Genomic DNA, 19,580 nt, shown 5'->3' with positions numbered 1-19,580 from the left:
GCAAACAAGATTGATTTACTGATTGTGCTGCGGCGCTTCCGATTCATCGTGAGAGGGCGCTACGTCAGTTTGGGCGGTGGTCGTTGATTTTTTAGTGACAACCACGGCATTTTCCACCTTTTTACTGGTACGCGTTTTGGGTTTGGCTGCTGGTTTTTCGCTCGCCTTAGCTTTCCGCGTACGGGTTTTTGGTGCTTTTGGGGTTGCCAAGGTCAGCATACCAACGGTTGCCGGTTTCATTTGTTCTGCCACACTTTCAATCATGTTCTTATAACTTACCGGTGTGGTTTTACGTTTTTGCGCCGCTGCTTCTGCGCTATCTTCTACGTCCGTTGCTTCAACACCTTCGCTGTCAGTATTAAAGGCTACTGCGGATTCATCAGCTGTTGGCACTAAGTCAACGTCCTGATTGGCTGTAGCGTCATCTGCTATTGTTGTCACAGAGACCGGCTCGGTTGGTCGGTTAGCGACTGGCGCATTGTGTGCTTGCAAGTAAGCTTCGACCAATTTACCTTGCCCAATCAAAGCATGACCTTGCTCGCCCAAACGCGCCACAATCCATGCGCCTACGCTACCTGCTTGATAGGACAGATGGTTTTGGTTAGGCGACGCTGATTGAGTTGAGGCTGCTTCTACTTGACCTTTGCCACTGTCAGTTTCATTCGAGATAGGCTCAGCAACTGACGGGTTTGAATCAGTCGGCGCTTGAGCGACAGCAGTATTAACCAAAGAACCGCGTGGGTCATTGATGGCGCGTTTAGTTACCGCTGGTAGTGCAGCGTCAGTTTTGCCTGCTTGGCGTTGGAACTGACTGGCTGGCAAAATGGCCGTATGATAATCATCCAAATTTTGCGCGGATAGACTGGCATAGCCATAATTTCTAAAGTACTGCCCAAAACGCTGTTGTTCAGCCACTACGACATTATCTTTTGCGGGGGTAGTGGTAGTAGCAGCTTGATGATTAAAGGCATCGATGGCTTGGATAAAGCAGCTAACCACGCTGTCGCTTGCCATTTTTTCAGCGGCATTATCTAAGTACTGGTTAATAAACTGACTCACCGTACCTGAAATTTTTGTCACCGAAGTGCTCACTACAGAGGCAACTGGGCTAAATTGCGCTTGATAAGCCTTATAGACTTCGCGTGGGTCATTTTTGGCACGACCTTGGCTCGGTGTCACTGCCAGCTGTGCAGTGACTGGCTCAGCTGATGGCGCAGATGGTGTCGATGCTTTAGCAAGCTCTGCTACCTCGTCATTGGACACTGTAACGTTGCTAGGGTTAACTGGCGTCTGAATTGCCTGTTCGGGCATCGAAGCTGATGCTATTGGCTGCGCCTCAGGTTTTGCAATTTCCCCTTTGCTATCATCTAGCGAGAGATGCGTTGTTTCAACCGCAGCTATAGGTTGTTGTTGTTCAGTTTTAAATACTTGAACTTGCACACTGTTGGGGTCACGTTGTTTGGTGCCTTTCGGTTTTTCTGCTCTGGATTGGTTGTTTTTTCTACCATCGACAGGGGCAACAGCGGTATCAGTCGCTGTCACATCATTGACTACAGCCGCGTTACTATCTTCATTCGCTAGTGTTGGACGACGTTCTTTGACCCCGCGGCTGTCACGGCGACTATTCGGCTCGCGTTTTGGCAGCTCACTAGTTTTAGCAGTTTTTGACGCATCATTTGACTTGTCTTTATTGCTGTCAGTGTCCTGTGATGAAACTTCCGTCTCACTCGTTTCAGATTGATAACGGTTTGGTTTTTTAGCCTTTGGTTTGCGGTTACCACGTTTACGGCGCTCAGCATCTTTATCGCTTGATTCAGCCGTGGCCGAAGGTTGTTGAGACGCTTCTTGATAAGGATTGGCGCTAGTTTCATTGGTGTTAGCTGTCACCGCAGGGATGCTTGCCGTCAATGCCGCGTAATTGATTTGACCTTGCACCCCCAAGCTTTGCGCGCCGGTATTGACAAGACTTTCAATCGCCGAAGCAGCATCTTGACCACTAAAGTGTGGGGTGACTTGGGCTTGCTGGGTAGGGGCAAACAAGTTCGATAGCCAAGCGACTGCAGAAGTTGCAGGGACAGTGGCAGCCGGCTGCACGGGTTGTGGCGCGGCAGCTTTGGGGGCAGTCGTATTGTTGGCAGTTTGCTGAGATTTGTTGGATGGCGTTGCAGGGTTAGGCGTGGTATTGGCGGCGTTGCTAGCATTACTCCAGGCATTATGATTACCTGTCGGCGCTACACGGCTGACTTCATTGTCATCGGTGTGCCAGTTGCTCGTATCGTAGCCACGGTCTTTATATTCTTGTTGTTGGCTTTCGGCGACACGCTCATAGCTCGATGGCGCAAACCCGTCACTGTTATAAGTGATATTAAACTCGGGGGATTCAAGATGGGCATGTGGCAAGATAGTAATGCGCGTGCCACTTTCTTGCTCAAGACACACCAGCGTTTCACGTTTTTCGTTGAGTAAAAATGCCGCGATGTCAGTTGGCACTTCGGCTTGTATTTCGCCATGACGTTCTTGTAGTGCCCGTTGTTCGATTTGACGCATGATTGATAAGGCAAGTGAACGCAAGTCACGAATCATACCGGTACCGTGACAACGCGGGCAGAGGTAACCTGTCGCTTCTTCAAGTGATGGGCGCAAGCGTTGACGACTCATTTCAAGTAGTCCAAAACGTGAAATTTCAGCGAATTGGATACGCGCGCGGTCGTTTTTAGTGGCTTCTTTGAGACGATTTTCCACTTGTTTTTGGTGGTCATCAGTTGCCATGTCAATAAAGTCAATAACAATCAAACCACCCATATCACGCAGGCGTAATTGACGGGCGATTTCATCTGCTGCTTCTAAATTGGTATTAAACGCCGTTTCTGAGACATCCGCGCCTTTGGTGGCTTTTGATGAGTTAATATCGATTGATACGAGGGCTTCAGTTTGGTCAATTACAATTGAACCGCCGCTTGGCAAACGTACTTCACGTTGGTAGGCGGTTTCGATTTGTTTTTCAATCCCAAAACGGGCAAACATCGGCTCATAGTCAGTGTATTTGCGCAGTTTATTCGCTTGCTGCGGCATCACCGCTTCAATAAAATTCGCCGCTTCATTATAGGCGTATTCATTGTCGACCCAAATTTCCGTGATATCATCACGCAAGTAGTCGCGTACGGCACGGGTGACTACGCCAGCTTCTTGGTGCAACAGGCGAGGTGAGGGAAATTTTTGGCTTTGTTGTTGGATGCCTTTCCAAATGTTTAATAAATGGTCAAGGTCTTGTTGTAATTCATCCGTGGTTTTACCAATCCCTGCGGTACGGATGATAACGCTCATGCCTTTGGGTAGTCTTAGATCACTTAACGCTTGCTTCATCTCATCGCGCAACTTACCAGAGATTTGGCGAGAGATACCGCCGCCACGCGCATTGTTGGGCATCAATACCAAATAACGACCCGCCAATGAAATCAAAGTAGATAACGCAGCGCCTTTGTTACCACGTTCTTCTTTTTCCACCTGAACGATGAGTTCATCGCCTTCTTTAATCAGTTGTTTGATGTTAGTGGTAGAGCGAGGGTCGCCTGCTAGATACTCTGGGGCGATTTCACGAATCGGTAAAAAACCTTGACGTTGTGAACCGTATTCCACAAATACCGCTTCAAGCGATGGCTCGACACGGGTCACATGACCTTTATAAATATTGGCTTTTTTTTGCTCGCGGGTACGGTTTTCTAAATCGAAATCATACAAATGATTGCCATTGCACAGGGCAACACGGATTTCTTCAGCGTGGGTAGCATTGATGAGGATGCGCTTCATGTGTTTTCTCCTAAACACACAAAACATACGAGCGTAGATAAATGTTGCTATCAAACATTTGATGAAACAACGTCAAACAGTTTTGAATAGACTCGCTGATAGCAAGCGTAAGTGGCTTGATAACAAGGTTTGTTGTTCACCAAAAATTGCATGATTAAGTTGGATTATTGCCATAGCGAGGTTGTAAGCCTGTTAGGTAAATACAGCCATCATGCTGGATTGGGGGTTGTTGCCCAAAACAATGTGCGTTTTAGGACAAATGAATGAACCCTTTTTCCCTATTGGTCAAAAAGTGTTAGCGTTAGTTTTCGCTTTAAATGGCAAGCCTGATAAGTTAGGTTTTACAAAGGCGTGGGCAATTTAAAATGGTAAATCATCCAAAACCGTAAACGTTTATCTCAAAATCGCAACTACTGAGTTCATTTACCTAGGCGCATAATACGCTAATCGTTACCAGCAGTTTTGTGGTTGTAAGGCACAAAACCCACCATTTATCTGTTATCTCTATATATCACTAATCTTTACAAACTATTTGAACATGTTTTCAAATGACAATTATCTTCGTTACTCGTATGTCGTGTGCTGATATTGATTAAAATCAGTCTTAAAATCTATAAATATTGGCAGTTTAGTGCGCCCTATCGTGAGTCATACTGCCATGAATAAATTTCGGCTGTATGGGCGACACCAAAAGCGACAGTTTAATTATCCCGCATACACTACTTTGAAATGAAGCTTAACAGGGTTTAAGTCGAATTGATGGCGCGAATTCATAGCGGCACAGGCACTAAACTGCTAAACTATAGCAAATTTTTATGTAAACGGCTATCAAAATATGACAGAGCACTCGCAGTCTCCCAAACGTCCCGCCCATCCTAACAAAAAACGCGACACCCCATCGCAACAATCGGCTCATCAAACCCCAAAACGCACGCCTAGTAAACAACCGCCTAGTAAACAACCGCAGTCTGCAGATGACGATATTTTAGATTTTGCTAAAGTCAATTACTTGACCGTCACGCGCCAGCAGCATGACCAACGTGTTGATAATTTTTTGTTGGGTCGTCTTAAAGGACTGCCGCGCTCACACGTCTATAACATGATTCGTTCCGACGAAATCCGTGTCAATGGCAAACGCTGTAAACCCCACGATAAACTGCAGCGTAATGACGTGGTGCGCATTGCACCCATCAAGCTTGCCACGCGTGAAAAACCCGTGATAAGCCCTGACTTTGCCCAGAGCTTGCTTGAGCGCATTGTATATGAAGATGAGGGTTTAATCGTGCTCAATAAACCATCGGGTATGGCGGTGCATGGCGGCAGTGGCGAGAGTTTTGGCGTGATTGAAGCCATGCGAGAAGTAACGGGTAAAAAATACCTTGAGTTGGTACACCGCATTGACAAAGATACCTCTGGCTTACTGATGATTGCCAAAAAACGCTCAACCCTTAAAACTTTACAAGAGCATTTGCGAGAAAAAACCTTGCAAAAAACCTATCTGTGTTTGGTGGTAGGTTGGATAAGTAGCGAAACACAAACCATTGATAAACCGCTACTAAAATACACGTTGCCTGCCACACAAGAAGGCAAAAGCGGTGAACGCCGTGTCAAAGTAGATGTAAAATCCGAAGATAGCAAGCCAAGCCAAACCCAAATTAACGTGTTGCAAAAATTTGAGTTAAATGGTCAAAAAGTCAGCTTAATTGAAGCCAAACCGCTGACAGGGCGTACCCACCAAATTCGGGTGCATTTGGCGAGTATCGGGCATCCATTATTGGGTGATGATAAATACAATCCGAATGTGGCTAAAGGCGATAAAAGCGTGCGCCGTTTGTGCTTGCATGCCTATCAACTCGAAATTCCGGAATATGAAACGATTACAGCCGAATTGCCAGTCGATATGCAAAATTTGCTAGAGAATCAACATGATTAACATGAAAAACAAATCCCTAATCATTTTCGATTGGGATGGCACGCTGATGGATTCGGTTGGCTTAATCGTCGATGCCATGCGCTATGCTGCTAAAAAGCACGGTTTAACCGTCACCGATGAAGCCACAAAATCTATTATCGGCATTGCGTTAGTCGATGCGTTTCCCATGCTATTTCCCAATGACAGCGATAAATATGATGAACTTTTAGCCACTTACTCAGAATATTATGTCAAGCATTGCGACAATGACAAATTGTTTGATGGTGTCAAAGAACTTATTTCAGATTTACACGCCCAAGGCAAAACCTTAGCCATTGCAACAGGCAAGAAACGTAAAGGTCTGGAGCGAGTATTGCCAAACTCTGGAATTGAAGCGTTTTTCACAACTACCAAAACTGCTGACGAAACCGCAGGCAAGCCCAATCCCTTAATGCTTGAGCAAATCTTGGTAGAAACAAGCACAAGAATTGAAGACGCTGTTTTTATCGGTGATAGTATTCATGACATCCGTATGGCAAATGCAATACAGATGGATAGCATTGCTGTAAGTTACGGATGTGAAAAAGCCGATGTTTTGGCTAAAGAAAATCCCACTCTCATTGTAGATTCAGTTGAGCAATTAAAATTGAGTTTGTTTTAGTGGAAATTAAATTTACAACAAGGTTTGTGGAAGTTTGGCATAAACGAATACATGATATTGAGTTTGAATATAATACTGAACCAATCAATGCTTTGTACTGTTATTTAAGAGAGCTTAGCTATAATTTAGAGTTTGCAAAAGAGATATTATCACAACTAGATTCCAATAAGCTTTTTGATATTGATTTTAGTTCAAGCTATTGGGGTGTTGATATTACAATTACAGATGATAAATTTAAGATTTACTCTTTAATGGATGAAAATGATACTGAAAATCAAACAACATTAACAAAGCACGAGTTTAGAACTGTTATTTTTGAATGGATAGCGTTTTTAAAAAATCCACCAAATGAAGGGTATGAGAAGTTAGTCAGCATGAACTAGCCTAATTATCTAATTTTATAAATTTGTTGAAACTACTAAAACTCTAGTAGAATAACGGCAACTAAAAATTTTAAAAAGCTGTTTACAATGACCGAAGAACTACTCATCAACATCAGCCCATCTGAGAGCCGAGTCGCTGTGCTCGAAGATGGGATACTGAACGAAATTTTTATCGAACGCCATAGCAAACTTGGCTCAGTGGGCAATATCTACCTTGGCACAGTGGTGCGCGTACTGCCAGGCATGCAGGCGGCGTTTATCGACATTGGGCAATCGCGCACCGCGTTTTTGCACGTCAATGATATGCAGACCCTGCGTCCTAAGCTCTCAGCCATTGAACCGCCAAAACCGCAAAATCCCGCGATTGACAACACCTTAGACCCTGACACCACTACGCTTGCGATGACCACAACCACCTATCAGCCACCGCCTAGCGAGTTGATAGAAAACCGCTTGTATGAAGGACAGCGTATCTTGGTACAAGTGATTAAAGACCAATTAGGCAGTAAAGGCGCACGACTGACGACGGATGTGTCATTGCCCTCGCGTTATTTGGTGTACTTGCCGTATGGTGAACATATCGGGATTTCACAGCGGATTGATGGCGATGAGCGAGAACGGTTAAAAACTCAGCTTGGCGAGCTGATGCACCAAGTCAATCTGCAAGGCGGATTGATTGCCCGTACCGCTGCCGAAAATATCCCGCAATCCAAACTTGAAGAAGATATTTATTATCTACTGCAGCTTTGGCGGATGGTACAAGCCCGCCGTGAACAAACGCCGACCCATCGCCGTTTTGAGCTGATTTATCAAGATTTGTCGCTACCTTTGCGCGCGATTCGAGATTTGATTGGTGAGCAGACTGAAAGAGTGACGGTCGATAACGCCCGAGTGTTTGACGCTATTCGTCATTTTGCCAAAGAATTTGTCCCACTGATATATCCACGTATTCAATTGTATGAAGGCGAGCAGGCGTTATTTGATGTACACCGCGTAGAAGAGGATTTAAAAGACGCGCTCAATCGCCGTGTTAATCTCAAATCAGGCGGTTATCTTATCATTGACCAAACCGAAGCCATGACCACCATTGATGTCAATACCGGTTCATTTGTCGGAGGGCGTTCTCTTGAAGATACGGTGTATAAAACCAATTTAGAGGCCACCCATGCCATTGCCCGTCAGCTGCGACTGCGTAATTTGGGCGGGATTATCATTCTTGACTTTATCGATATGCAAGAGCAACAACACCGCGATGACGTGCTAGCAAGCCTGCAAGAACAATTAAAGCGCGATTATGCCAAAACCAACATCAGCGAAGTCTCAGCGCTTGGTCTGATAGAGATGACTCGCAAACGCACGCGAGAGAGCTTACAACAACAACTTTGTGAGCCGTGTCCAACCTGTGGCGGTAAAGGCTTTGTTAAAAGTGCCGAAACCGTGTGTTTGGAGATTTTCCGCGAATTGATGCGCTGCGCCAGAACCTATAATGCCCCTAAGAAATTTACCGTGGTCGCAAATAGCGGGGTGATTGATTTGCTTGAAACCATTGAAGCGGATACGGTGGCAGAGATGGAATATTTGCTGGGTCGTCCGATTAACTTGGAGAGTGATAACCGTTTTAATCAAGAACAATATGATATTTTGCTAGATTAGCCTATTGCTTTTACCCAAAAAATCGGTATAATACAGCCCACTTAACTTATTGCAGGGCGACGAAGATGATTCGTCAATTCATAAAAGAATAAGCCCTTTAATACAGTCGCTCCATTGATTGCGACACGAAATTAAAGAAGACAGTTTCACCGACTATTAATAATGCTATCTATGTATTGCAAGTTAATAGTTTGAGTGGGACTGAAATTTTTTTATTTTCAAAAAGTGCCTGTCAAAAACAGGTAAAAAATACAAGTTAGGTGTTTACTCAATAACAGCTTAACACCCAACGCAAATTAACCCATATCAAACTTTATATTAGGAGCTTACTGGCATGGCTAACCAGAAAATCCGTATCAGACTTAAATCTTTTGACCATCGTCTGATTGACCAATCAGCTCAAGAGATTGTTGATACCGCAAAACGCACAGGTGCACAAGTTCGTGGTCCAGTACCGCTACCAACTCGCATTGAACGCTTTAACATCTTAACCTCACCACACGTGAACAAAGATGCCCGTGACCAATACGAAATCCGCACATTTAAACGTATGGTAGATATCGTTCAGCCTACTGACAAAACAGTCGATGCACTGATGAAGTTAGATTTGGCGGCGGGTGTTGATGTACAAATCGCATTAGGCTAACCCCTTAGGGTAACACCTATATTGAATAACAGTAAAAATTAAGAGGTTAACAACATGGCGATCGGTTTAGTCGGAAAAAAATGCGGCATGACTCGTATCTTCACAGAAGCAGGTGTTTCAATTCCTGTAACTGTTGTTGAAGTTACTGCCAACCGTATCTCTCAAATCAAAACACAAGACACAGACGGCTATCAAGCTATCCAAGTAACAACTGGTGAACGTCGTGATTCTCGTGTTAATGCAGCTCAAAAAGGTCACTTTGCAAAAGCTGGTGTTGCTGCAGGTCGTGGCACTTGGGAATTTCGCGTCGAAGACAGCGAACTTGAAGGCCGCGAAGCAGGTAGTGAAATCGCTGCTGACTTGTTCCAAGTAGGTCAAATCGTTGACGTAATTGGTACCAGCAAAGGTAAAGGTTTCCAAGGTGGTATCAAACGCCACAACTTCCGTTCACAAGATTGGACACATGGTAACTCAGTATCTCACCGCGTTGTGGGTTCTACAGGTCAAAACCAAACACCGGGTCGTGTATTTAAAGGCAAAAAAATGCCAGGTCAAATGGGTAACAAACGTGTGACCGTACAAGGCTTAGAAGTGATTTCAGTTGATGCTGAAAAAGGTATCCTAGTTATCAAGGGTGCAATTCCTGGTGCCAACGGTGGCGACGTTATCGTACGTCCATCAGTTAAAGCTTAATCAAGGGGATTAACGTGAATCTAAATACAGTAACAGGTTCGGCGGTTGAGCTATCAGACGTAGCATTTGGTCGTGAATTCAACGAAGCACTTGTACACCAAGTAGTTACCGCTTATTTAGCGGGTGGTCGTCAAGGTAGCCGTGCTCAAAAAACGCGTGGTGAAGTATCTGGCGGTGGTAAAAAACCATGGCGTCAAAAAGGTACTGGCCGTGCACGTGCAGGTTCCATCCGTAGCCCAATTTGGGTCGGTGGTGGTCGCGCATTTGCAGCCAAACCACAAGATTGGTCACAAAAAGTGAACCGTAAAATGTACCGTGGTGCCATGCAATGCATTCTTGCTGAATTGATTCGTCAAGACCGTTTAGTATTGGTTGATGACATCAGCATTTCAGCACCAAAAACTAAAGAGCTTATCGCTAAACTTAAAGACTTAAATGCCCCTAAAGCATTAATCGTTACCAATGAAGTTGACGAAAATCTTTACTTAGCTGCTCGCAATATTCCATACGTCAGCGTACTAGGTAGCACTGAAGTTGATCCAGTTAGCCTAATTGCGTTTGACAAAGTCATCATGTCTGTCGCAGCCGCCAAAGAAATTGAGGGAGTGTTAGCATGAATAACGCAAGACTATATCAGGTACTAAAAGCACCTGTATTTTCAGAAAAATCTCAAATCTTGGGCGATACTTTAGGTGTGCAAGTGTTCAAAGTTGACACCAACGCGACAAAAAAAGAGATTAAAAAAGCCGTAGAATTAATGTTTGAAGGTGTTGAAGTAGTTAAAGTTAACACTTTAAATGTTAAAGGTAAGACAAAGCGATTTGGTCGCACGGTAGGTCGTCGTCAAGACTTCAAAAAAGCCTATGTGACCTTAAAAGCTGGTCAAGATGTTCAAGTAGCCGACGTAGCAGAACAACCTGCTGCTGACAACGAATAAGGATTACACAATGCCTATCGTAAAAGCCAAACCGACATCACCAGGTCGCCGATTTGTCGAGAAAGTGGTGCATCCACACCTTCATAAAGGTCGTCCTTATGCAGCATTAGTAGAGTCAAAAGGCAAAACTGGTGGTCGTAACAACAACGGTCGTATCACTACCCGTCATATCGGTGGTGGTCATAAACAGCATTACCGTGTTGTTGACTTCAAACGTAACAAAGACAATATTCCTGCTGTTGTAGAGCGTATTGAGTACGATCCAAACCGTACTGCACACATCGCACTACTTAAATATGCAGACGGTGAGCGTCGTTACATCATCGCACCAAAAAAATTGCAACAAGGCGATACCGTTATTTCTGGTGAAACTGCACCAATTCGCCCAGGTAACTGCTTGCCACTACGTAGCATTCCAGTGGGTACAGTGATTCACAATATCGAACTTAAAATCGGTAAAGGTGCACAGATCGCTCGTTCAGCAGGTGCTGCGGTTCAATTATTGGGTCGTGATGGTATCTATGCAATCGTTCGTTTACGTTCAGGCGAAACTCGTCGTATCCACGTAAATTGTCGTGCGGTTATCGGTGAAGTATCAAACACTGAAAATAACCTTAAATCATTGGGTAAAGCAGGTGCAAACCGCTGGCGTGGCGTTCGTCCTACCGTTCGTGGTACTGCAATGAACCCAGTTGACCATCCACACGGTGGTGGTGAAGGTCGTAACTTCGGTAAACACCCAACCAGCCCATGGGGTCAAAAGGCTAAAGGCCTTAAAACACGTTCTAACAAACGTACTGACCACATGATTATCCGCCGTCGTCGCGTCAATAAGAAATAAGGAATAATTTCATGCCTCGTTCATTGAAAAAAGGTCCATTCATCGATGCGCACTTGTTTGCCAAAGTTGAGAATGCGTTAGAAACTAACTCACGCAAACCAATCAAAACTTGGTCACGTCGCTCAATGATTTTGCCACAAATGGTCGGCTTAACTATTTCTGTTCATAACGGTCGTACACATGTACCTGTTATCGTAAACGAGCAAATGGTTGGTCATAAACTTGGTGAATTCGCCCCAACCCGTACATATCGTGGTCACGGCGTTGACAAGAAATCTAAGAAATAAGGTGCTCATCATGGAAGTAACTGCAAAATTACGCGGTGCCGCCATTTCGGCACAAAAAGTACGCTTAGTTGCTGACGAAGTTCGCGGCAAATCAATCGAGCGTGCATTAGATATCTTAACCTTTAGCAACAAAAAAGCCGCTAAATTGGTTAAAAAATGCTTAGAATCTGCGATTGCTAACGCTGAGCATAACAATGGTTTAGACATCGATACATTGCGTGTTTCTACCATTTATGTGGATGAAGGTATTACGTTAAAACGTGTTTTACCACGTGCCAAAGGTCGTGCTGACCGTATTAGCAAACGTACTTGCCACATCACAGTTAAGGTAGGAGCATAATATGGGACAGAAAGTTCATCCAATCGGCATCCGTCTTGGCGTAATCCGTAAATCAAACGCTAACTGGTATGCAGATCCAAAAAAATACTCTGAATACTTAATCAACGACTTACAAGTTCGTAAATATTTAGAGAAAAAGCTTAAAGCAGCGATGATCAGCGGTATTAGCATCGAACGTCCTACGGGCGCAGCTAAAATCACTATCGCCACTGCACGTCCTGGTATCATCATTGGTAAAAAAGGCGAAGATATTGAAAGCCTACAAAAAGAACTTACCAAATTAATGGGTGTGCCAGCACAAGTTAGCATTGAAGAAATCACCCAACCAGACTTAGACGCACGTCTAGTGGCTGATGGTATTGCTTCACAACTTGAACGTCGTGTCATGTTCCGCCGTGCTATGAAACGTGCTGTTCAAAACAGTATGAAAGCTGGCGCACAAGGTATCAAAGTTGAGCTATCAGGTCGTCTTGGCGGCGCTGAGATTGCTCGCTCAGAGTGGTATCGTGAAGGTCGTGTACCTTTGCATACATTACGTGCTGACATTGACTATTCAAATGTACGCGCAGAAACCACTTACGGTACTATCGGTGTAAAAGTTTGGATTTTCCGTGGTGAAGTGCTTGACGGCATGAACCGTGTATATAATCCAGTCAAAGAAGAAAAGCAAGCACGTGCACCTCAAAAACGTCGTGCTCGTAATGATCGTAGCGACCGCCCACGTAGTGAGCGTCCAGCTAAAGACAGAGGTTAATCGATATGTTACAACCAAAACGTACCAAGTTTCGTAAAGTACAAAAAGGACGTAATACGGGGTTAGCTCACCGTGGTAGTAGCGTATCTTTTGGTACAATCGGACTTAAATCAGTAGAACGTGGTCGTATGACTGCACGTCAAATCGAAGCTGCTCGTCGTACGATTTCACGTCGTATCAAGCGCGGTGGTAAAATTTGGATTCGTGTATTCCCAGACAAACCAATTACCGAAAAACCACTAGAAGTTCGTATGGGTAAAGGTAAAGGTCCAGTAGAATACTGGGTATGCGAAATCAAACCAGGCAAAATGCTTTATGAAATCGAAGGGGTTTCTGACGAGCTAGCAACTGAAGCGTTCACGCTTGCAGCTGCCAAGTTGCCTTTCAAAACCACCATTGTTAAACGGACGATAATGTAATGAAGATCAGTGAACTTAAAGACAAATCAGTCGAAGAGCTGACCCAATTACTAGACGAAAAGCAATTAGAAACATTTCGTCTTCGTATGGCAAAAGCCACTGGTCAGTTAGGCAACACCCATGAGATTAAAGCAAATCGTCGTACGATTGCTCAAATCAAGACTCTTATCTCTGAAAAACAGAACACCGAAAACCAAGGGGCTTAATCATGAGTGAGCAAAATACCAACCAAGCTAACGCTACTGAACAAAGTACAGTCACTGGTAAAGTTGTCAGTGACAAAATGGATAAAACCATTACTGTACTTGTTGAGCGTCGTATTCGTCATGCCAAATATGGCAAAATGATTCGCCGTTCTACCAAACTACATGCTCATGACGAAAACAATGAGTGTGGCGTTGGTGATACAGTTCGTATCAAATCAACACGTCCACTATCAAAAACCAAATCTTGGGTGTTAGTAGACGTCGTAGAAAAAGCAGTTAATATTTAATTTAACTTAAATAGATAGTTATAATTGCAAAGCAAGTCAGTAACTGCTACAATACGCCACCTTAAAAATGGCTTATTGTGGCAAAGACTTGTTTTGCCAATTTATGGAGTAACGCGATGATTCAGACTGAAACAATGCTGGAAGTTGCAGACAACAGTGGTGCAAAACGAGTTATGTGCATTAAAGTGCTAGGTGGCTCACATCGTCGTTATGCATCAGTAGGCGACATCATTAAAGTGACTGTGAAAGAAGCAATTCCACGCGGTCGTGTCAAGAAAGGTGATGTAATGAACGCGGTAGTCGTACGCACGAAGTTTGGTGTACGTCGTCCTGACGGTTCAGTACTACGTTTTGATGATAATGCAGCTGTGTTGTTGAACAACAATAAAGCACCAATTGCAACACGTATTTTTGGACCAGTAACCCGCGAACTACGTGGCGAACAATTTATGAAAATTGTTTCATTAGCCCCAGAAGTATTGTGAGGAAAACATGGCAAAATTACGTAAAGGCGACCAAGTGATTGTAATTGCTGGCAAAGATAAAGGCAAGCAAGGTACAATACTAGCAGTAAAAGAAGACCGTGTAAAAGTTGAAGGCATCAACATCGTTAAAAAACACCAAAAGCCAAACCAACAGACTGGCGTTGAAGGTGGTATTATCGAGAAAGAAGCATTTTTACACATTTCAAATGTTGCAATTTATAATGCAGCAACCCAAAAGGCAGATCGTATTTCTTACCAATTGAATGACGAAGGCAAAAAACAACGCGTTTATCGTTCATCTGGTGAAGTTGTGGCGACTGCATAACCATCTAAGGGTATCAGTAATGGCAAGACTTAAAACACAATATAACGAACAGCTTAAGCAAAAAATTCAGCAAGAGCTTGGTTTAGCCAACGTTATGGAAATCCCTAAAATCACCAAAATCACCCTAAACATGGGTGTGGGTGATGCAGCGCAAGACAAAAAAGTTCTTGAAGGCGCATTAGCGGATATGACGGCAATTGCCGGTCAAAAACCTGTAGTAACCAAAGCTCGCAAATCAGTTGCAGGCTTTAAAATCCGTGAAGAATGGCCAATCGGCTGTAAAGTAACGTTACGTGGCGAACAGATGTACGAATTTTTAGATCGTTTAATCTCAATCGCTATTCCACGTATTCGTGACTTCCGCGGGTTTACAGATAAAGCATTTGATGGCCGTGGTAACTATTCACTAGGTATCAAAGAGCAAATCGTTTTCCCTGAAGTTGACTTTGACAAAATCGACCGTATTCGTGGTTTAGATATTACCATTACGACTACCGCAAAAACTGATGATCAAGGTCGTGCATTGCTTAAAGCATTCGGCTTCCCATTCAAGGGCTAACAGCAAGGATAAGGCAATATGGCAAAGAAAAGTATGATTAATCGCGAATTTAAACGCGAAGCGACTGTTGCTAAATATGCTGAGAAGCGTGCAAAGCTTAAGGCAATTATCAGCGACATTAACGCAACTGATGAAGAACGTATGGACGCCATGCTTACATTACAAGCACTGCCACGTGACGCTTCACCAGTACGTTTACGTAACCGTTGTGCATTGACAGGTCGTCCACATGGGTATTTCCGTAAATTTGGTCTTTCACGTAACATGATTCGTGAAAAAGTAATGCAAGGTGATGTACCTGGCGTTCATAAAGCAAGCTGGTAAGGGGAAACAATATGAGTATGCAAGATACCGTTGCTGATATGTTGACTCGTATCCGTAATGCACAAATGGCTCAAAAAGCGTCTGTGACTATGCCAAACTCAAAACTACGTAAATCAATTGCTGATTTGCTAGTGAAAGAAGGTTATGTTGCAACCGCAGAAACTCAAGAAGTTGGTACAGGTAAAACTGAATTAACTATCGAGTTAAAATATTTTGAAGGTAAACCAGTTATTGAAACGATTAAACGTTATAGTCGTCCAGGTTTACGTCAATACCGTGGTAAAGATGCACTACCAAGTGTCCAAAAAGGTCTAGGTGTAGCAATCATCTCTACCAGTAAAGGCATCATGAGCGACCGTGAAGCTCGTGCAGCTGGATTAGGCGGCGAAGTTATTGCGTTCGTAGCTTAATCAACATTAAGAGGGACAGGCATAGTTTGTTGTGCCTGTTCGTTTTTTTATCACTTTTATAGGAATTACCCGTATGTCTCGTGTGGCTAAAGCCCCTGTAGCACTACCAAATGGTACAAGTGTTACTTTGAACGGTCAGCAGGTTGAAGTTAAAGGTAGCAAAGGTACGCTAACTTTACGCCTGCATGATTTGGTCGAGCTAAAACAGGAAGATAATCAAATTATTCTTTCACCAAAATCTGACACTAAAGACGGTTGGATGCACACTGGTACAGTTCGTGCATTATTAAGCAACATGGTTAAAGGTGTTACTGAAGGCTTCGAACGTCGTCTACAATTGATTGGTGTTGGTTATAAAGCCGCTGTTGCTGGCAATAAAGTTAACCTAAACTTAGGCTACTCACACCCAATCGAATATGTACTACCTGAAGGTGTTACTGCTGAAACCCCAACTGCGACTGAAATCGTGTTAAAATCTAGCGACAAACAAAAGCTAGGTCAAGCAGCAGCAAACATTCGTGGCTATCGCCCACCTGAGCCTTACAAAGGCAAAGGCGTTCGTTATAGCGATGAGTATGTCGCTCGTAAAGAAGCTAAGAAAAAATAAGGTGAAATGACATGTTTGATAAAAAAGCTGCTCGCCTTCGCAGAGCGAAAAAAACCCGTGCACATATCCGTGGTTTAGGCGTAAATCGTCTATCTGTTAATCGTACTAACACCCACATTTATGCACAAGTTATCTCACCAACGGGTGGTGAAGTGTTAGCCCAAGCTTCAACGTTAGATACTACTTTACGTGCTGGTCAAACTAGCAACATCGAAGCTGCAACTGCCGTTGGTAAATTAATTGCAGAACGCGCTAAAGCTGCCGGTATTACTAAAGTTGCGTTTGATCGTAGCGGTTTTAAATATCATGGTCGTGTTAAAGCATTAGCTGAAGCCGCTCGTGAAAATGGATTGGAGTTCTAATCATGGCAAAAGTTGAACAAACAGACGGTTTAGTAGAGCGCTTAGTCACAGTTGGCCGTGTATCTAAAGTTGTAAAAGGTGGTCGTATCTTTTCTTTCACCGCACTCACAGTGGTAGGTGATGGCAATGGTCGTGTTGGTTTTGGTCGTGGTAAAGCGCGTGAAGTGCCTGCAGCGATTCAAAAAGCACTAGAAGCTGCCAAACGTAATATGATTACCGTTGATTTAGCGGGTACAACCCTTCAGCATCCTATTACTGCTAGCCACGGTGCAAGCCGCGTGTATATGCAACCAGCCTCTGAAGGTACCGGTGTTATCGCGGGTGGTGCAATGCGTGCAGTATTAGAAGTTGCAGGTGTAGAAAACGTATTAGCAAAATGCTATGGTTCAACCAATGCCGCTAACGTTGTACGTGCAACTTTCAACGGGTTAAAAGAAATGTCTTCTCCTGAAAAAGTTGCGGCAAAACGCGGCAAATCAGTTGAAGAAATCTTGGGCTAAGCTAAGGTGAGCTAACATGAAAAAAATGAAAGTTACTCAAGTAAAATCGAGTGCCCATCGCCTAGCAAGCCATAAAGCTTGTTTGAAAGGTTTAGGGTTACGTCGTATTGGACATACTGTCGAAGTTGAAGATACCCCTTCGACCCGTGGTATGGTAAACCGCGTTAACTACTTAGTTAAAGTGGAGGAAGTATAATGGGTCTACGTTTAAATGAATTGAGCCCAGCTGAAGGTTCAAGAAAAAATAAACTTCGCCGTGGTCGTGGTATCGGTTCTGGTATCGGTAAAACCGGTGGTCGTGGTGTCAAAGGTCAAACCTCACGTACAGGTTCTGGTATTCGCTCAGGTTTTGAAGGCGGTCAGATGCCTTTATACCGTCGTTTGCCAAAATTTGGTTTCACCAGTAAACTTGCAATGGTAACGGCAGAAGTGCGTTTATCAGAATTGAACCAAGTTGATGGTGACGTGGTAAGCGTTGAGTCTTTAAAAGCAGCGAATATCATTCGCCACGATATGCAACGTGTTCGTATCATCCTTTCAGGTGACGTAACCAAAGCATATACTTTTAAAGGTGTTAAAGTGACTAAAGGTGCTAAAGCGGCTATTGAAGCAGCTGGTGGTACTGTTGAGGAGTAATCCTACATGACTAAGCATTCAACATCGATGAATCCTCTAGCATTTATTCGTAAGTACGATGAATTATTTAATCGTTTACTATTTTTGTTGGGTGCTTTAGTCGTCTATCGTTTCGGTTCACACGTACCTATTCCTGGTATGGATCCAGAAAGCTTATCGAAATTTTTTCAAACCAATGAAAATACTATTTTAGGTTTGTTTAATATGTTTTCTGGTGGGGCATTAGAGCGGATGTCAGTCATGGCACTCGGGATTATGCCTTATATTTCTGCTTCAATCATTGTCCAGATGATGACAGCAGTTATACCATCACTGGATGCATTAAAAAAAGAAGGTCAAGCCGGTCAACGCCAAATCAACAAGTATACACGCCAATTAACCCTTGCCTTAGCTTTGGTTCAATCAATTGGTATGTGTACAGGTCTGATTAGTCAGAATCTTACATTGACCAGTGGTCTTGGTTTTTATATTCCTGCGGTAACCTCGTTGGTTGCAGGGTCGATGTTTTTGATGTGGTTAGGTGAACAGATTACTGAACGTGGTATTGGTAACGGTATTTCAATGCTAATCTTAGCGGGTATCGTAGCGACTTTTCCACAAGTGGTCACGCAGTCGATTAACTCTGTCCAGCAAGGTCAAATGAATATGATTGCCTTGTTGATATTTAGTTTATTGGCGTTAGCGGTGGTGGCAGGGATTGTATTTATTGAGCGTGCACAGCGCCGTATCCCAGTCAACTATGCCCAAAAGCAATCGCAAGAACGAAAAATATATGCACAGCAGCAATCGCATTTGCCATTAAAAATTAATATGGCAGGGGTTATTCCAGCGATTTTTGCTAGTTCATTGTTGTTATTCCCAGCGAGTTTGGGACAATGGGTGGGTCAATCCCCCAATCCTAATATTTTTCAAAGTTTCTTGCAGAATATGGCATTAGTGTTATCACCGGGTCAGCCACTGTATTTGGTAATTTTTGCAGCCTTGATTATTTTCTTTTGTTATTTTTATACCGCGTTGGTATTTAGTCCAAAAGAAGTATCAGAGAATTTGAAACGAAGTGGAGCGTATATTCCAGGTATTCGTCCAGGTTTACAAACTCAACGTTATTTAGATCATGTATTAAATCGCTTAACCTTTATTGGTGCGATTTATATGACAATTATTTGTTTGATGCCGATGATATTGCAATCTGCGTTTGGTATTCCGTTTCATCTAGGCGGTACCTCAGTACTGATTAGTGTGGTCGTGATTATGGACTTTATTGCCCAAGTTAAAGCGCACTTAATGACGCACCAATACCATGATTATTCGCTGATGCAAACCATGGAAGTCAAGCATTCATAACTACTACTAGGAGCTGAAAATGAAAGTTCAAGCATCTGTAAAAAGAATCTGCGGTAGCTGCAAAATTGTACGCCGCAAAGGCGTTGTTCGCGTTATTTGTAGTGCAGAACCGCGTCATAAACAACGTCAAGGTTAATCTAAATTGTTAGATTGGACTTGAAATCAGGTAGCTGATACTGTATTATCCGCTACTTGTCGTTAT

At 43.5% G+C, this 19,580-nt stretch carries 28 protein-coding genes; 27 read left to right on the top strand and 1 reads right to left on the bottom strand.

Annotated features, from left to right (window positions below; translation table 11 throughout):
• Positions 1-15 precede the first annotated feature (15 nt).
• Positions 16-3,807 (bottom strand): Rne/Rng family ribonuclease, encoded by a 3,792-nt coding sequence (locus ACH0AB_RS00785; RefSeq protein ID WP_406876793.1) that lies wholly within the window; start codon positions 3,805-3,807, stop codon positions 16-18.
• 835 nt (positions 3,808-4,642) lie between these two features.
• Between ACH0AB_RS00785 and ACH0AB_RS00780 the strand changes: the two genes are divergently transcribed.
• The 27 genes from ACH0AB_RS00780 (at position 4,643) to rpmJ (ending at position 19,514) form a co-directional block, all read left to right on the top strand.
• Positions 4,643-5,740 (top strand): RluA family pseudouridine synthase, encoded by a 1,098-nt coding sequence (locus ACH0AB_RS00780; RefSeq protein ID WP_406876792.1) that lies wholly within the window; start codon positions 4,643-4,645, stop codon positions 5,738-5,740.
• Entirely contained in the window at positions 5,733-6,380 is a 648-nt protein-coding gene (locus ACH0AB_RS00775; RefSeq protein ID WP_406876791.1) for an HAD family hydrolase, read from the top strand. Before ACH0AB_RS00780 ends, ACH0AB_RS00775 begins: the two co-directional genes overlap by 8 nt.
• Complete coding sequence (locus tag ACH0AB_RS00770) at positions 6,380-6,763, top strand: hypothetical protein (protein ID WP_406876790.1); 384 nt, start codon at positions 6,380-6,382, stop codon at positions 6,761-6,763. The genes ACH0AB_RS00775 and ACH0AB_RS00770 overlap by 1 nt, the downstream gene beginning before the upstream one ends.
• Positions 6,764-6,850: 87 nt before the next feature.
• A complete protein-coding gene (locus ACH0AB_RS00765) occupies positions 6,851-8,416 on the top strand; it encodes an Rne/Rng family ribonuclease (protein WP_099808448.1) in 1,566 nt (521 codons plus the stop codon).
• 334 nt (positions 8,417-8,750) lie between these two features.
• Complete coding sequence (rpsJ, locus tag ACH0AB_RS00760) at positions 8,751-9,062, top strand: 30S ribosomal protein S10 (protein WP_007115544.1); 312 nt, start codon at positions 8,751-8,753, stop codon at positions 9,060-9,062.
• Positions 9,063-9,116: 54 nt separating this feature from the next.
• Positions 9,117-9,755, top strand: a complete 639-nt coding sequence (gene rplC, locus ACH0AB_RS00755) for a 50S ribosomal protein L3 (RefSeq protein WP_007115545.1) — start codon at positions 9,117-9,119, stop codon at positions 9,753-9,755.
• Positions 9,756-9,769: 14 nt separating this feature from the next.
• A complete protein-coding gene (rplD, locus tag ACH0AB_RS00750) occupies positions 9,770-10,372 on the top strand; it encodes a 50S ribosomal protein L4 (RefSeq protein ID WP_007115546.1) in 603 nt (200 codons plus the stop codon).
• The gene (rplW, locus tag ACH0AB_RS00745; RefSeq protein WP_007115547.1) at positions 10,369-10,692 is read left to right on the top strand and encodes a 50S ribosomal protein L23; all 324 of its coding nucleotides are present in this window, start codon (positions 10,369-10,371) and stop codon (positions 10,690-10,692) included. The genes rplD and rplW overlap by 4 nt, the downstream gene beginning before the upstream one ends.
• A gap of 10 nt (positions 10,693-10,702) precedes the next feature.
• A complete protein-coding gene (gene rplB / locus ACH0AB_RS00740) occupies positions 10,703-11,533 on the top strand; it encodes a 50S ribosomal protein L2 (protein ID WP_007115548.1) in 831 nt (276 codons plus the stop codon).
• 11 nt (positions 11,534-11,544) lie between these two features.
• Positions 11,545-11,820, top strand: coding sequence for a 30S ribosomal protein S19 (rpsS, locus tag ACH0AB_RS00735; protein ID WP_007115549.1), 276 nt, complete (start codon positions 11,545-11,547; stop codon positions 11,818-11,820).
• A gap of 10 nt (positions 11,821-11,830) precedes the next feature.
• Entirely contained in the window at positions 11,831-12,160 is a 330-nt protein-coding gene (gene rplV / locus ACH0AB_RS00730) for a 50S ribosomal protein L22 (RefSeq protein WP_007115550.1), read from the top strand.
• A 1-nt stretch (position 12,161) separates the two neighbouring features.
• Positions 12,162-12,914, top strand: a complete 753-nt coding sequence (rpsC, locus tag ACH0AB_RS00725; protein WP_007115551.1) for a 30S ribosomal protein S3 — start codon at positions 12,162-12,164, stop codon at positions 12,912-12,914.
• A gap of 5 nt (positions 12,915-12,919) precedes the next feature.
• Positions 12,920-13,333 (top strand): 50S ribosomal protein L16, encoded by a 414-nt coding sequence (gene rplP, locus ACH0AB_RS00720; protein WP_007115552.1) that lies wholly within the window; start codon positions 12,920-12,922, stop codon positions 13,331-13,333.
• Positions 13,333-13,539, top strand: coding sequence for a 50S ribosomal protein L29 (rpmC, locus tag ACH0AB_RS00715; RefSeq protein ID WP_007115553.1), 207 nt, complete (start codon positions 13,333-13,335; stop codon positions 13,537-13,539). The genes rplP and rpmC overlap by 1 nt, the downstream gene beginning before the upstream one ends.
• Positions 13,540-13,541: 2 nt before the next feature.
• On the top strand, positions 13,542-13,826 hold the full coding sequence (rpsQ, locus tag ACH0AB_RS00710; RefSeq protein ID WP_007115554.1) for a 30S ribosomal protein S17: 285 nt from the start codon (positions 13,542-13,544) through the stop codon (positions 13,824-13,826).
• 116 nt (positions 13,827-13,942) lie between these two features.
• Positions 13,943-14,311 (top strand): 50S ribosomal protein L14, encoded by a 369-nt coding sequence (rplN, locus tag ACH0AB_RS00705; RefSeq protein ID WP_007115555.1) that lies wholly within the window; start codon positions 13,943-13,945, stop codon positions 14,309-14,311.
• A 7-nt stretch (positions 14,312-14,318) separates the two neighbouring features.
• A complete protein-coding gene (gene rplX / locus ACH0AB_RS00700) occupies positions 14,319-14,636 on the top strand; it encodes a 50S ribosomal protein L24 (RefSeq protein ID WP_007115556.1) in 318 nt (105 codons plus the stop codon).
• Positions 14,637-14,655: 19 nt separating this feature from the next.
• Positions 14,656-15,195, top strand: a complete 540-nt coding sequence (gene rplE, locus ACH0AB_RS00695) for a 50S ribosomal protein L5 (RefSeq protein WP_007115557.1) — start codon at positions 14,656-14,658, stop codon at positions 15,193-15,195.
• An 18-nt stretch (positions 15,196-15,213) separates the two neighbouring features.
• On the top strand, positions 15,214-15,519 hold the full coding sequence (gene rpsN, locus ACH0AB_RS00690) for a 30S ribosomal protein S14 (protein WP_036593424.1): 306 nt from the start codon (positions 15,214-15,216) through the stop codon (positions 15,517-15,519).
• An 11-nt stretch (positions 15,520-15,530) separates the two neighbouring features.
• Entirely contained in the window at positions 15,531-15,929 is a 399-nt protein-coding gene (gene rpsH, locus ACH0AB_RS00685) for a 30S ribosomal protein S8 (RefSeq protein WP_065253364.1), read from the top strand.
• Between the two features lie 73 nt (positions 15,930-16,002).
• On the top strand, positions 16,003-16,536 hold the full coding sequence (gene rplF, locus ACH0AB_RS00680; protein ID WP_007115560.1) for a 50S ribosomal protein L6: 534 nt from the start codon (positions 16,003-16,005) through the stop codon (positions 16,534-16,536).
• Between the two features lie 11 nt (positions 16,537-16,547).
• Complete coding sequence (rplR, locus tag ACH0AB_RS00675; RefSeq protein ID WP_007115561.1) at positions 16,548-16,898, top strand: 50S ribosomal protein L18; 351 nt, start codon at positions 16,548-16,550, stop codon at positions 16,896-16,898.
• A 2-nt stretch (positions 16,899-16,900) separates the two neighbouring features.
• Positions 16,901-17,398 carry a 30S ribosomal protein S5 gene (gene rpsE / locus ACH0AB_RS00670; RefSeq protein WP_007115562.1) on the top strand — a complete coding sequence of 166 codons (498 nt, stop codon included), beginning with the start codon at positions 16,901-16,903 and terminating at the stop codon, positions 17,396-17,398.
• A 16-nt stretch (positions 17,399-17,414) separates the two neighbouring features.
• The gene (rpmD, locus tag ACH0AB_RS00665) at positions 17,415-17,594 is read left to right on the top strand and encodes a 50S ribosomal protein L30 (RefSeq protein WP_007115563.1); all 180 of its coding nucleotides are present in this window, start codon (positions 17,415-17,417) and stop codon (positions 17,592-17,594) included.
• Positions 17,594-18,034: a 50S ribosomal protein L15 gene (rplO, locus tag ACH0AB_RS00660; protein WP_007115564.1), complete on the top strand. Its 441-nt coding sequence runs from the start codon at positions 17,594-17,596 to the stop codon at positions 18,032-18,034. Before rpmD ends, rplO begins: the two co-directional genes overlap by 1 nt.
• 6 nt (positions 18,035-18,040) lie before the next feature.
• Positions 18,041-19,378, top strand: coding sequence for a preprotein translocase subunit SecY (gene secY / locus ACH0AB_RS00655; RefSeq protein WP_007115565.1), 1,338 nt, complete (start codon positions 18,041-18,043; stop codon positions 19,376-19,378).
• A gap of 19 nt (positions 19,379-19,397) precedes the next feature.
• Positions 19,398-19,514 (top strand): 50S ribosomal protein L36, encoded by a 117-nt coding sequence (gene rpmJ, locus ACH0AB_RS00650; protein ID WP_040403280.1) that lies wholly within the window; start codon positions 19,398-19,400, stop codon positions 19,512-19,514.
• The last annotated feature ends 66 nt before the right edge of the window (positions 19,515-19,580 follow it).

The organism is Moraxella sp. 179-F 1C4 NHS (assembly GCF_045370505.1).
GTDB lineage: Bacteria > Pseudomonadota > Gammaproteobacteria > Pseudomonadales > Moraxellaceae > Faucicola > Faucicola tetraodonis.
This window is presented reverse-complemented; position numbering and strand designations above follow the sequence as displayed.

Bases quoted from the DNA above. Each gene is read 5' to 3' on its own strand.
- ACH0AB_RS00785 (WP_406876793.1), bottom strand. From the start codon at position 3,807: ATGAAGCGCATCCTCATCAATGCTACCCACGCTGAAGAAATCCGTGTT.
- ACH0AB_RS00780 (WP_406876792.1), top strand. From the start codon at position 4,643: ATGACAGAGCACTCGCAGTCTCCCAAACGTCCCGCCCATCCTAACAAA.
- ACH0AB_RS00775 (WP_406876791.1), top strand. From the start codon at position 5,733: ATGATTAACATGAAAAACAAATCCCTAATCATTTTCGATTGGGATGGC.
- ACH0AB_RS00765 (WP_099808448.1), top strand. From the start codon at position 6,851: ATGACCGAAGAACTACTCATCAACATCAGCCCATCTGAGAGCCGAGTC.
- rpsJ (WP_007115544.1), top strand. From the start codon at position 8,751: ATGGCTAACCAGAAAATCCGTATCAGACTTAAATCTTTTGACCATCGT.
- rplC (WP_007115545.1), top strand. From the start codon at position 9,117: ATGGCGATCGGTTTAGTCGGAAAAAAATGCGGCATGACTCGTATCTTC.
- rplW (WP_007115547.1), top strand. From the start codon at position 10,369: ATGAATAACGCAAGACTATATCAGGTACTAAAAGCACCTGTATTTTCA.
- rplB (WP_007115548.1), top strand. From the start codon at position 10,703: ATGCCTATCGTAAAAGCCAAACCGACATCACCAGGTCGCCGATTTGTC.
- rpsS (WP_007115549.1), top strand. From the start codon at position 11,545: ATGCCTCGTTCATTGAAAAAAGGTCCATTCATCGATGCGCACTTGTTT.
- rplV (WP_007115550.1), top strand. From the start codon at position 11,831: ATGGAAGTAACTGCAAAATTACGCGGTGCCGCCATTTCGGCACAAAAA.
- rpsC (WP_007115551.1), top strand. From the start codon at position 12,162: ATGGGACAGAAAGTTCATCCAATCGGCATCCGTCTTGGCGTAATCCGT.
- rplP (WP_007115552.1), top strand. From the start codon at position 12,920: ATGTTACAACCAAAACGTACCAAGTTTCGTAAAGTACAAAAAGGACGT.
- rpmC (WP_007115553.1), top strand. From the start codon at position 13,333: ATGAAGATCAGTGAACTTAAAGACAAATCAGTCGAAGAGCTGACCCAA.
- rpsQ (WP_007115554.1), top strand. From the start codon at position 13,542: ATGAGTGAGCAAAATACCAACCAAGCTAACGCTACTGAACAAAGTACA.
- rplN (WP_007115555.1), top strand. From the start codon at position 13,943: ATGATTCAGACTGAAACAATGCTGGAAGTTGCAGACAACAGTGGTGCA.
- rplX (WP_007115556.1), top strand. From the start codon at position 14,319: ATGGCAAAATTACGTAAAGGCGACCAAGTGATTGTAATTGCTGGCAAA.
- rplE (WP_007115557.1), top strand. From the start codon at position 14,656: ATGGCAAGACTTAAAACACAATATAACGAACAGCTTAAGCAAAAAATT.
- rpsN (WP_036593424.1), top strand. From the start codon at position 15,214: ATGGCAAAGAAAAGTATGATTAATCGCGAATTTAAACGCGAAGCGACT.
- rpsH (WP_065253364.1), top strand. From the start codon at position 15,531: ATGAGTATGCAAGATACCGTTGCTGATATGTTGACTCGTATCCGTAAT.
- rplF (WP_007115560.1), top strand. From the start codon at position 16,003: ATGTCTCGTGTGGCTAAAGCCCCTGTAGCACTACCAAATGGTACAAGT.
- rplR (WP_007115561.1), top strand. From the start codon at position 16,548: ATGTTTGATAAAAAAGCTGCTCGCCTTCGCAGAGCGAAAAAAACCCGT.
- rpsE (WP_007115562.1), top strand. From the start codon at position 16,901: ATGGCAAAAGTTGAACAAACAGACGGTTTAGTAGAGCGCTTAGTCACA.
- rpmD (WP_007115563.1), top strand. From the start codon at position 17,415: ATGAAAAAAATGAAAGTTACTCAAGTAAAATCGAGTGCCCATCGCCTA.
- rplO (WP_007115564.1), top strand. From the start codon at position 17,594: ATGGGTCTACGTTTAAATGAATTGAGCCCAGCTGAAGGTTCAAGAAAA.
- secY (WP_007115565.1), top strand. From the start codon at position 18,041: ATGACTAAGCATTCAACATCGATGAATCCTCTAGCATTTATTCGTAAG.
- rpmJ (WP_040403280.1), top strand. From the start codon at position 19,398: ATGAAAGTTCAAGCATCTGTAAAAAGAATCTGCGGTAGCTGCAAAATT.